The sequence below is a fragment of the Bacillus sp. JJ722 genome (assembly GCF_036963345.1).
In the GTDB taxonomy this organism is placed as follows: Bacteria; Bacillota; Bacilli; order Bacillales; family DSM-1321; genus Bacillus_AD.
On record NZ_JBALMO010000011.1, the window covers coordinates 1 to 9,039 of the forward strand.

Here is a 9,039-nt window from a genome sequence, read left to right on the forward strand (position 1 = left end):
GAAATTAGTAATTCATTAGAGAAAATTAGGGGTTTGAAGACTCAATTGATTAGTACAGAAATTTATTATGATAGAGTATATGAACTACCTAAATCCATGGTCTAGATAATATTTACTACATAATATTTAGTTTCATTCGATATATAAATTGGGTGAATAATTATGAAGAGAAGCTTTCAAAGTGCAAAAGTAATAACAAAGTATTTAGAAGGACGGTATGGTAAAACTAATAAAAATACTGATGATATTCAATACGCTAAGGATTTAGCAAATGATCATTCAATTAATGAATTAAACATGATGAAGAAACGAATTGATACAAGCATTTCATTTAAAAAAGATACCACCCCAAAAGTTAGTTTTTTTACTCTAACTTTTGGGGTGCAGCACCTTTCCTATAGTATTAAAAGAAAAATTAGGCTCTCGATCATCAACAATCGCGCCCTTTTGTTGAATAACATTTATTCTTATTGATTTGTCTTTAAATTTTTTCTAATATATTGGACGATCTTACGAAGTTCAGTAGACGATGGTCGTCCAAATGGACTTGTTTGTCTTTGTTGATATAGAAGTTGGCCATTTTCATCAACTAGGAAATACGCTGGCTCTCCATGTGTGCCATGATCCTCATACGGAGCATCTTCCCCATGATAAAAAACATCATATGCTTTTAATGTCTTTAACTCTTCATCAGCTAAGACAGTAAAAGTAATGTTATGCTCATCAACCATTTTCTTTAAATTTCCCAACTGATCCGTTGAGATTGTAATTAGATTTACATTTTTGCCTTCAAAAAAACTTTTGCTATCTTCAAGCTCATTTAAGTCATGAACACAAACAGGGCACCATGATCCTCTGAAAAAGATAATGAGATGCCAGCTTTTATGTTGGTTTTGATGAGATACAAAAGAGTATTCTTCACCATTAGCTGTTGGAAGAGTGAAACCGGGTACTTTGTCACCTAATTTAAATGTAGACATGCTTATCCTCCTTAATATTGAAGATCTTAATAACCTCGTACGGGTTTGGAACACCTTTATATTATTTTGTCTTTTAAATTAAATATGTAAGATAAATTACATATTAGCTTTTACTTTTTTAGGATTATCTTCTTAAAGGGGTACTGATGTTAATTTCGGAATGTCAGCACTATCCCAACAAGAAAAACATATAAAAATCATTTATTTTTCTGCTCATTTTTAAACGCACCTGATTTCAGTGCATTAGATGCTTTTTACAATTTCAATTAATTTAGAGGGCTCTACACGTTTTGTATAGTCAGAATCGACTTCTGCAAATACGATCTTACCTGACTGATCGATTACAAATGAGGCTGGCTTTGGAAGTTCCCAGTCATTATTTCCATTATGACCTGAAACGTTTAATCCAAAGTCCTTATATACTTCAATTAAAAAATCCGGCATTTTAAATACCAAATCAAATTTTTCAGCAACTTTATTGCTTTCATCACTGAGAACAATGAATTCAAGCTCATTTTTTTCCTTTGTGGATAAGGATGCATCTGGTGTCTCCGGACTGATGGCTATTAATGTTGCACCAGCGTCTTTGATGGTATCTATTTCTCTTTGATAGGCTTTTAATTCAAGATTACAATAAGGGCACCACCCACCTCGATAAAATGTCAGGATCACCGGCCCTTTTGAAAGTTCTTCAGTAATAGACACCGTTTTTCCTGTTGCGTCAGGAAGTTTAAAGTCCGGTACTTGGTCTCCTTTTTTTAGTCCATGTGCAACTCCAGATTCTTCTAATTCTTTTGTTGCTTGCGCCATTAACTTCTGCTTTTCCTCAGGAGCCTTTTGCTTAAATTCTTCTTTATACGCTTTAATTTCTTCGAGTAATTTTGACATACGTTTTGTCCCTCCAATATTATCATTATCTACTATCGTTGTTTTTATATTTCACGCACAATTTTGCACCTACCGTTCGGTACAAAAAAATCTATCACACTGACTAAAAAGTTGGCAAGTAAACAGTTTACATTTTTTAAAAATGTTGTACTGTTAACAAATCACATCGTTGATATTGAACGAAAGTTGAATTTTTTCTGCATCTTTAATCTTACCTTTCATCTCATGAGCATTCTTTCTACGTTGTTAATGATTTTCTCACAGAAATTAGATCTAAGATCTGACTGTAATATATGGAAAAAACTTAAAAATAAGAGAGTGACTTTGTTCATAATTACATTAATTTAGGTTTATTTGGTGAAAAGTTATTGAACAATCTGGCCCGATTGCTGAACAAGTACAAATCCTGCCTATCCATACAGGACTTTTGATCAGATTTTTAAAATTATCGAACTTTATTTTCAAAACAACAAGGTTCCCATATTATAGTTTGTTTAAGAATTCTTTCACTGCTTCTGCAGATTTGGCGTTCGCACTATGCAAATGAGCAAGCTTTTCTCCGTTTTTAAAAACTAATAAAGATGGAATTCCCATAACACTTTGTTTATCAGAAATTTCCGGAAACTCATCATGGTCAATTTTAAACCATTGTTTGTCCTGATGCTCTTCTGTAACTTCATCAATAAACATACCTAACCGTTTACAGTCTGGGCACCAAGTTGTAGTGAAAATTCCAATAGTTAGTTCATTTTGGGAAATTTGCTCAAGATATTCTTGCTCTGTTTTAACTTGTTTCATGTTTTCTCCTCCAAGTGGGTCTCTCAATTTTTGAATGATTAATAAAGCTTTTCATCTTTACTATTGTTATGAACTTGTTGATACGCGATGACAAAATTGTTAAGGCTAACTTTATATTTCAATTCATGCTTTCAATTTTTCTTTTAATTCTTCTATATAATGTTGTGCTTCTTGTGCAGCGACACTTCCATCACCGGTAGCCGTAACAATTTGACGCAATGTTTTCTCACGAATGTCACCTGCAGCAAAAATACCGGGCACTCGAGTTTCCATTCTATCGTTGGTTTCTATATAACCTACAGCATTCGTAATGCCAAGGCCTTGGAATGGCTTAGAAAGTGGTAACATACCAATGTAGATAAAAACACCGTCGGTTTTCATCTCTGTTTCTTCTTCATTCAGTGTTGAAACAATGGTAACACTACCGACTTTTCCTTCTTTTTCATTGATTGATTTAAGCGTGTGATTCCAAATAAAGTCGACTTTCTCATTCGCAAAGGCACGATCCTGAATAACTTTTTGCGCACGCAACTCATCCCGTCTATGAACAATTGTCACTTTTGAAGCAAAACGAGTTAGATATATGCCTTCTTCAACAGCAGAATCGCCACCTCCGATAACAAAGAGTTCTCTTTCTTTAAAGAATGCCCCATCGCACACGGCACAATAGGAGACACCGCGTCCTCCTAATTCTTTTTCGCCGGGAACACCGATTTTTTTATATTCAGCACCAGCTGTAATAATGATTGAACGGGCTTTGTATTCCTTAGAGTCTAAGATAATTGTTTTATATTCCACCCCGTCAATAACTTCCTTTACATCTCCATAGGCATACTCAGCACCAAATTTTTGGGCATGATCGAACATCTTTGTAGAAAGCTCAGGTCCTAAGATCGTATCAAACCCCGGATAGTTTTCAACTTCTTCTGTATTAGCCATTTGTCCACCAGGTATACCACGCTCAATCATCAACGTAGAAAGATTTGCGCGAGATGTGTATACAGCCGCAGTCATACCAGCAGGTCCGGCACCAATAATTATCACATCATAAATCGTTTCTTCAGGCACATTATTCACTCCTCTATTCACTAGAAATTTCCATAGTTTTTTTACTTACTGTATTTATAAAAAGTATATTTTTATATTTTGTACCTACCATTCGGTACAGATGCAGTCTAACATACTTTATTTATTATTAGCAAACAAAATATCTTTGATCTTAACAACCTTTTTTCTTGAAGAAACCTACTAGTGTCTAAGGGCATAGTCTTGTATCTAAGCAAAAAATAATGCTATAATAATTGTACCGAACAGTTGGTTAATTTTTGCGTTTAAATTTACGATTTGAAGGATAAATTAAAAAGGAGTTTTAAAATTGCCAACAAATTTTTATACGAAAATTTAGCCCAATTAAAAGAGCTTGCACCTGAACAATTAAAAGCTTTTAATGATTTTAATGTTGCAGTATTTAAAGAAGGTGCTCTTACCGTAAAAGAGAAAGAAATCGTTGCTGTGGCAATTGCTCATATCACTCAGTGTCCGTATTGTATTGAATCTCATACTAAAAAACTCGGTGCAACAAGTGAAGAACTCGCAGAAGAGCTATTATGGTTACTTCCGCATTATGCGCAGGTGGTTCCTATGCACACATGGCTAATATGATTCAAAGTTATCAAGATTGAGGTTGTAGTTATTATGTCTACCAAAAAACAGGAAATTATACGAATAGCTAGAGAAGTTATACACTCCAAGGGCTACCAAGCGACATCAGTCAGCGATATTATGGCAGCTGCTAATATAGGAAAGGGACAATTTTACCATTATTTTCAATCAAAACATGATCTCGGATTAGCTGTTGTAGAAGATCTAGTCAAAGATTTGGAAGGGCAGTTAATAATTGGAATTCTGAATAATTCAGATGACCCTATTACTAAGTTAAATCGTATGCTCAAATGGGCCGAGACAAGTCATGCAGAAATGGAAATTAAGTACGGATGTGCAATGGGAAATTTGGCAATTGAAATGAGTGCCCAAGATGAGGAATTTCGAGTGAAAATTGAAGAATTTTTTAATCATTGGGTAAACTCAGTCACTGATATTTTAACGGAAATGATTGAGAACCATCAGTTAGATGAATCAATTAATCCGAAAAAAAACGCAGAATCTATTGTTGCCATGATTGAAGGCGGAATTTTACTAATGATAAGCAGACAAAATATCCAAGTATTACAAGATATTTTTGAAGTAATTAAAAAACAGTATCATTTAAATTAAAGACAAAAAGTTAAGACTTACTAATGGATGGTTAGTAAGTCTTTTTAAGTTTCAATATTATTTTTATTCCCCGATTGTATTATATAAGCTATCTTTACTACTAGACAACTTTCATAATTTAAATGCCCCGATTATTGAATAGGGGAATAAAGGTAAATAACTTATCAAAAACGAACGTTTGTGTTACGTGAGTCCACTCTAATTTATTCAGCTAGCAATCTCTTATAACTGACGTAACAAAAATACGTAACAGTATCATTTGTAACAATACTTGTAAAGAGATGTTTTTGATACAATATATGTTAAGATGAGAGGATACATGCGTGTTTCTACTATAGATCAGAATTTAGATCGACAAAAGAAACACTTAGAGGATTTTGGCTGTGAACGTATTTTTTCCGAAAAATTGACAGGAACAAACCGTGATAGGCCCGAGCTAAATCATATGTTGGAATTTTTGCGACCAAAGGATACAGCTCTACTCACATGATATAGCAGCCAAAAGCCAGCCATAAGGGCTGGCTTGCCGAACTAGGCTATTATGCTCGCCCCTTCAAGTAAAGTTGTAATTATCCATTGGAAATCAAAAATGTACATGCTTAAACGAGCGTTTTTGTACATTCTTAAAATAGCATTTATAAAGATCGCCTAAAAATGGATCGGAACGCTCTCTCTCACATACATATACAACTCGCATATTTGGATAATAAATACGCCAATTTTCGAGTAGTGTTAAAATGTCTTGCTCATTTTCTACCTTCCCCTTTTATGTTCCTATATCAAAACTATGAGAAAGCCGCTCATGAAGAATGACCATCTCAGGTTCTAAGCAAAGTGCCTAATTAAAACAAAAAAACCCTTATATAAACGAGAAACATGTCCTCGCTTATATAAGGGTTCTTCCCATTAAAGTGTGTAATTAGAATGTGATACAAGAAAATTATAGTTACAGATATAGCTATCTAACTTCATTCTCACTGATGTAATTNNAAGCATAAAATAATGACAATAGATATTGGAAAATTATTGAAGATATATTATTCATATAAAAACCAATTAAATGTTCAAAAAGAAAATAGAATATTACTAGATCTATTTGGTATGTTTTTTTCATGATATGGCATTGAACATTTAAAATACTAGACGTTTTTCTATGACATGTCACAAAAAAGCGTTTTAAAAAAACAAAATAAAAAATGATAGATTCTGTTTATAAACAGCATCATTCGTCCATACTATGATTAAGAATAAAATGCTAGAGTAGAGGACTGCTATTCTCATAATCGGAATCTATTAAAAAAGAGGTGGAATAATGACAACTCTTCCTGAAAACTACTATAAAGAAATTATAACAAAGGTAGAAGAAGCATTTCTTGATAATCCTTTTACAACGCTATACCAACTACACCGTTTTAATGAATATATTAAAAGAAGAGATAACACAAGATTGCTCGTATGTATCAGACGTTCGTGACTATGATGAAAAGAACCATAGATCAAGAAGAAAGTGATTTCTTAAGGGACATTACAAATAAAGAGGAAAATTGGGTTGGAATATCACTTGCTATTAGCATGGGCTTACAGAATGCCTATGTAAAAAGACAAAATAATCAATTCTGAGTGTTCTTCCTTATTGATATACTTTAACACGAATTTCATAGAATTCAAGATTGTAAAGATATTAAAAAAATAAATGGTACCTACATGGCAATCTATTATAGATTGCTTTTTAATTTTTTTAAAACAACACGGTATACTTATTGTTTTAAAAGTTAAATACAAGAGGTTATGCTTCAGAATCACACAGAACATAACCCCTTTCGTTTGTCCTCATTGCACAAGCCAATTTGTTGTCCGATTTGGTAAATACAGAGGTCGTCAACGTTATCGTAGTAAAGCTTGCCTTAAAACATTTAACGACTTAACCAACACTCCTATGCATGGCACTTGTTATCCGAAATTTTGGGCAGAGTTCATTAAATTGATGTTTGAAGGTCTTTCTCTTCGTAAATGCAAACAAATATTAGGAATCAAATGGGTTACTTCTTTTATTGACGACACAAAATATTAAATGCAATAAAAGAAATCGAGATTGAAGGATTCGAAGGTATCGTCGAAGTGGACGAGACCTATCTCCTATACTCTGAAAAGGGAAAGAGAGGTATCATTGGTCATAAAGCTAGTAAACATAGTGGTGTATCAAAATATTGTGGCATCAGTCGTGAACAAGTTTGTGTATTGGTAGCTCGGGACCGCAAAATTGATGCTTTCTATGCTAAATAATTATGTTGATATTTGAATTAGACGAACAATAGTTCTATAATATGGAAGAAATTAAATATACCGAAAGTGAGTTGATTTAGTATAGATACTCAAGTAACTACGAAATTTAAAATACAGAAACCAGCTAATGAAGTGTTTGAAGCTATAGTGGACCCTGTTAAAATCGGGAATTTTCTCATCTAGTTCTGAACGATGGGAACAAGGCAAGACGGTTACATTAAAATATGACGAATACAATGCAGAAGTGGTTATAAATGTATTAGAAGTCAAGGAAAATAAGAAAATGAACCCGTAGGTAGCAGAAATAATAACTTCATGATACCTAGTAATTGACAATCTCACTCCCATTTTTCTATTGCTACGAGGATAATTTATCTCTTCTTGACCTATTAGCCAATAGATTATCTCTATAAATTGATTACCATTATAATTTACATTATCTATAATGATATCAAAATTCAGATTCGCTCTTGCATCTAAACCATTATTTAATATATTCATCATTAAATTACTTAATTCTACAGCTCTGTTTAATCTTCTATTGAGTGGAAATGATATGATGTCACTCTCTATATCATCAATAATATCTCCATGTGACAAACTATTACCATTAAGACTAAGTTTTCTCTTTTCTATGCACCAGTTTTGCTTTATCAATTAATTTTTTAAATTATTGATGTTCTTAACGAACTCAATTTTTCAGGCAAATGTCCAATAATAAAATCAATCGTTTTTGGATCAGCCGAATGTGCATTGTTAGCCAAAAACTCTACTACACTCCACACCTTTGCGAGTGTAATTTGATAAGTTAATTCTTCTTGTGTAAATGGACACTCAATCGAATTTTTTTCCCACATATCCAAATACTTTGTAGCGATCAACGATTCCAATGAACTATTAGAATTCAGACCTGGCATCGTAATGGCAAGATCTACGGCCGGGTGACCGTAACCGATACGTTCCCAATCAAAGAGAACTGTGGTTCCGTCATGCCGAAATCCCCAATTTGTCGGATTCGGATCACCTGATATCCAACATAACGGCTTAAATAGTTGCTGACATTGTTCCCTAGTTAAGTCAAGCAACGATTTAATTTGGGAATAGGTTTCTGTCGGAAAGCATGCTAGGGCCTTATCCAACATTTCAACATTCCAACCAGGAATATAAGGTTCGGTCAACGTCAATTCTTTTTTCCATGTTCCATAATGTAAACAAAACAAAACTTCCAACACGGCTGTATCGGCTTCCCACCGGTTTTTGGGTAATGTCAAAGGAATATCTTCGATAATTAGCCAATACATCTCTTGCTCGGTATATGCGTAATACAATACAGGAATATTGACTCCAACACTTCGAAGAAAAGAAGATTTGTCTTTATATAAGAACCATTCCCTTTGCTCCCTTGTTTGTTTTATGATCACAGATTGGTTTAAAAATTTTATACGGAAACAACTTTCTTCATACACGACTCCACCGAGTCTCTCAATTGAAACAGGTTTTCCATATGACTCCCCTAAAAACTTTCGTACTTCTGAAGGCCATTTTTTTGGAAAGAGCACATCAAACACCTTCTTTTTTGTAATGATTTAAAGTACAAAATGCATCTTCAGCTAAAAGCACACTTTCATAAGCTGTAATTTTGTCTTTTAATTTAGGGAATACTTTTATAATTCGTTCTGTGGCCTTTTTCATTGTCATACCTCCATTGAACACATTGTGTACAATATATTGTTTTTTTAAAAAAAGGATAGGAATGGAATTCCTATCCTCTAGCTTAATTTACATCATCTTGTTCTTTTAAACCCTAGGACTATAA

General features: G+C 33.5%; 11 protein-coding genes and 3 pseudogenes. 8 read left to right on the forward strand and 6 right to left on the reverse strand.

Going from position 1 to position 9,039, the window contains the following annotated elements; all coding sequences use genetic code 11:
* Positions 1-162: 162 nt before the first annotated feature.
* On the forward strand, positions 163-474 hold the full coding sequence (locus tag V7014_RS02025) for a hypothetical protein (protein WP_335503658.1): 312 nt from the start codon (positions 163-165) through the stop codon (positions 472-474).
* Here the strand turns inward: V7014_RS02025 and V7014_RS02030 are convergent.
* The 4 genes from V7014_RS02030 to trxB all read right to left on the reverse strand — a co-directional run bounded on the left by V7014_RS02030 (position 468) and on the right by trxB (position 3,743).
* Complete coding sequence (locus tag V7014_RS02030) at positions 468-980, reverse strand: peroxiredoxin family protein (protein ID WP_335503661.1); 513 nt, start codon at positions 978-980, stop codon at positions 468-470. The two genes, V7014_RS02025 and V7014_RS02030, sit on opposite strands and share 7 nt — an antisense overlap.
* Positions 981-1,223: 243 nt before the next feature.
* A complete protein-coding gene (locus tag V7014_RS02035; protein ID WP_335503665.1) occupies positions 1,224-1,868 on the reverse strand; it encodes a peroxiredoxin-like family protein in 645 nt (214 codons plus the stop codon).
* 483 nt (positions 1,869-2,351) lie between these two features.
* Positions 2,352-2,666 carry a thioredoxin family protein gene (locus V7014_RS02040; protein ID WP_335503666.1) on the reverse strand — a complete coding sequence of 105 codons (315 nt, stop codon included), beginning with the start codon at positions 2,664-2,666 and terminating at the stop codon, positions 2,352-2,354.
* A gap of 123 nt (positions 2,667-2,789) precedes the next feature.
* Positions 2,790-3,743, reverse strand: a complete 954-nt coding sequence (trxB, locus tag V7014_RS02045; protein WP_335503688.1) for a thioredoxin-disulfide reductase — start codon at positions 3,741-3,743, stop codon at positions 2,790-2,792.
* 267 nt (positions 3,744-4,010) lie between these two features.
* Here trxB and V7014_RS02050 point away from each other — a divergent pair, with 267 nt between their 5' ends.
* The 7 genes and pseudogenes from V7014_RS02050 to V7014_RS02080 all read left to right on the forward strand — a co-directional run.
* Complete coding sequence (locus V7014_RS02050) at positions 4,011-4,328, forward strand: carboxymuconolactone decarboxylase family protein (RefSeq protein ID WP_335503669.1); 318 nt, start codon at positions 4,011-4,013, stop codon at positions 4,326-4,328.
* A 33-nt stretch (positions 4,329-4,361) separates the two neighbouring features.
* Entirely contained in the window at positions 4,362-4,940 is a 579-nt protein-coding gene (locus V7014_RS02055) for a TetR/AcrR family transcriptional regulator (protein WP_335503673.1), read from the forward strand.
* 307 nt (positions 4,941-5,247) lie between these two features.
* Positions 5,248-5,427 (forward strand): annotated as a pseudogene (locus tag V7014_RS02060) (recombinase family protein); the annotation flags it as partial.
* A gap of 825 nt (positions 5,428-6,252) precedes the next feature.
* Positions 6,253-6,414 carry a hypothetical protein gene (locus V7014_RS02065; protein WP_335503678.1) on the forward strand — a complete coding sequence of 54 codons (162 nt, stop codon included), beginning with the start codon at positions 6,253-6,255 and terminating at the stop codon, positions 6,412-6,414.
* A 5-nt stretch (positions 6,415-6,419) separates the two neighbouring features.
* Positions 6,420-6,560, forward strand: a complete 141-nt coding sequence (locus V7014_RS02070) for a hypothetical protein (RefSeq protein ID WP_335503681.1) — start codon at positions 6,420-6,422, stop codon at positions 6,558-6,560.
* 199 nt (positions 6,561-6,759) lie between these two features.
* Positions 6,760-7,196: pseudogene (locus V7014_RS02075) on the forward strand (transposase); the annotation flags it as partial.
* 108 nt (positions 7,197-7,304) lie between these two features.
* Positions 7,305-7,509, forward strand: a pseudogene (locus V7014_RS02080) (hypothetical protein); the annotation flags it as partial.
* Between the two features lie 379 nt (positions 7,510-7,888).
* On the opposite strand, the gene V7014_RS02085 reads toward V7014_RS02080, so the two are convergent.
* A complete protein-coding gene (locus V7014_RS02085) occupies positions 7,889-8,782 on the reverse strand; it encodes a phosphotransferase (RefSeq protein ID WP_335503682.1) in 894 nt (297 codons plus the stop codon).
* A 1-nt stretch (position 8,783) separates the two neighbouring features.
* The gene (locus V7014_RS02090; RefSeq protein WP_335503685.1) at positions 8,784-8,915 is read right to left on the reverse strand and encodes a hypothetical protein; all 132 of its coding nucleotides are present in this window, start codon (positions 8,913-8,915) and stop codon (positions 8,784-8,786) included.
* Positions 8,916-9,039: the final 124 nt, after the last annotated feature.